This window comes from Sabulicella rubraurantiaca, assembly GCF_017355885.1.
In the GTDB taxonomy this organism is placed as follows: Bacteria; Pseudomonadota; Alphaproteobacteria; order Acetobacterales; family Acetobacteraceae; genus Roseococcus; species Roseococcus rubraurantiacus.
This window is the reverse complement of the sequence record NZ_JAFEUU010000064.1, coordinates 1-584: the sequence shown is the minus strand read 5'-3', so window position 1 is coordinate 584 and position 584 is coordinate 1. Positions and strand designations below refer to the sequence as shown.

Annotated in this window: 1 pseudogene; it reads left to right on the top strand. The window is 65.9% G+C overall.

Going from position 1 to position 584, the window contains the following annotated elements:
• Window positions 1–173, top strand: a pseudogene (locus JTJ31_RS24405) (IS630 family transposase); the annotation flags it as partial.
• Between the last annotated feature and the right edge of the window lie 411 nt (window positions 174–584).

Sequence of the window (584 nt, the reverse complement as noted above, 5' to 3'; positions counted from 1 at the left end):
GAAACGCAGTCGAGAACGTCTGGCAGTTCATGCGCGACAACTGGCTGTCCAACCGTATCTTCGCCGCCCACGACGACATCGTCGATCACTGCTGCCACGCCTGGAACCGGCTCATCGCCGAGCCCTGGCGCATCATGTCCATCGGCCTTCGAGACTGGACCCATGGGTTCTGATCAACAGGACTTGGTATTAGCCAGCACCGCTGGCGGGTCGAACTGCTGGCAAGACGAAGAGCGAGAGCGGCAAAGCCTGGCAAGCGGACAGCTGGCGAAACCGAGATCAGACGCGACCGCCCCGATCGTCCGCACCGCCTCGACCGCTGACGCCCCTACGCCAACAAGACCGCAACATGCCGCAACTTGGCCACGACCTCCTCCGGCTTGTGGAGTTTCCTCGCCATCCCAAAACCCTCCGCAGCTCCGCCGATCTCACATGACCGACAGCTCGCTTCTAGGGAGGCAGGTCAGGCCGGGCGCGGCGATGGTTCAACCGCCCGCGGGATACCAGTCGGCGCGGGTCGGCGGCAGGCCGGACGGGCCCCGCGCGCGGCGGGTCGCCAGCGTCTGGAAGATGCCCACGGTGCC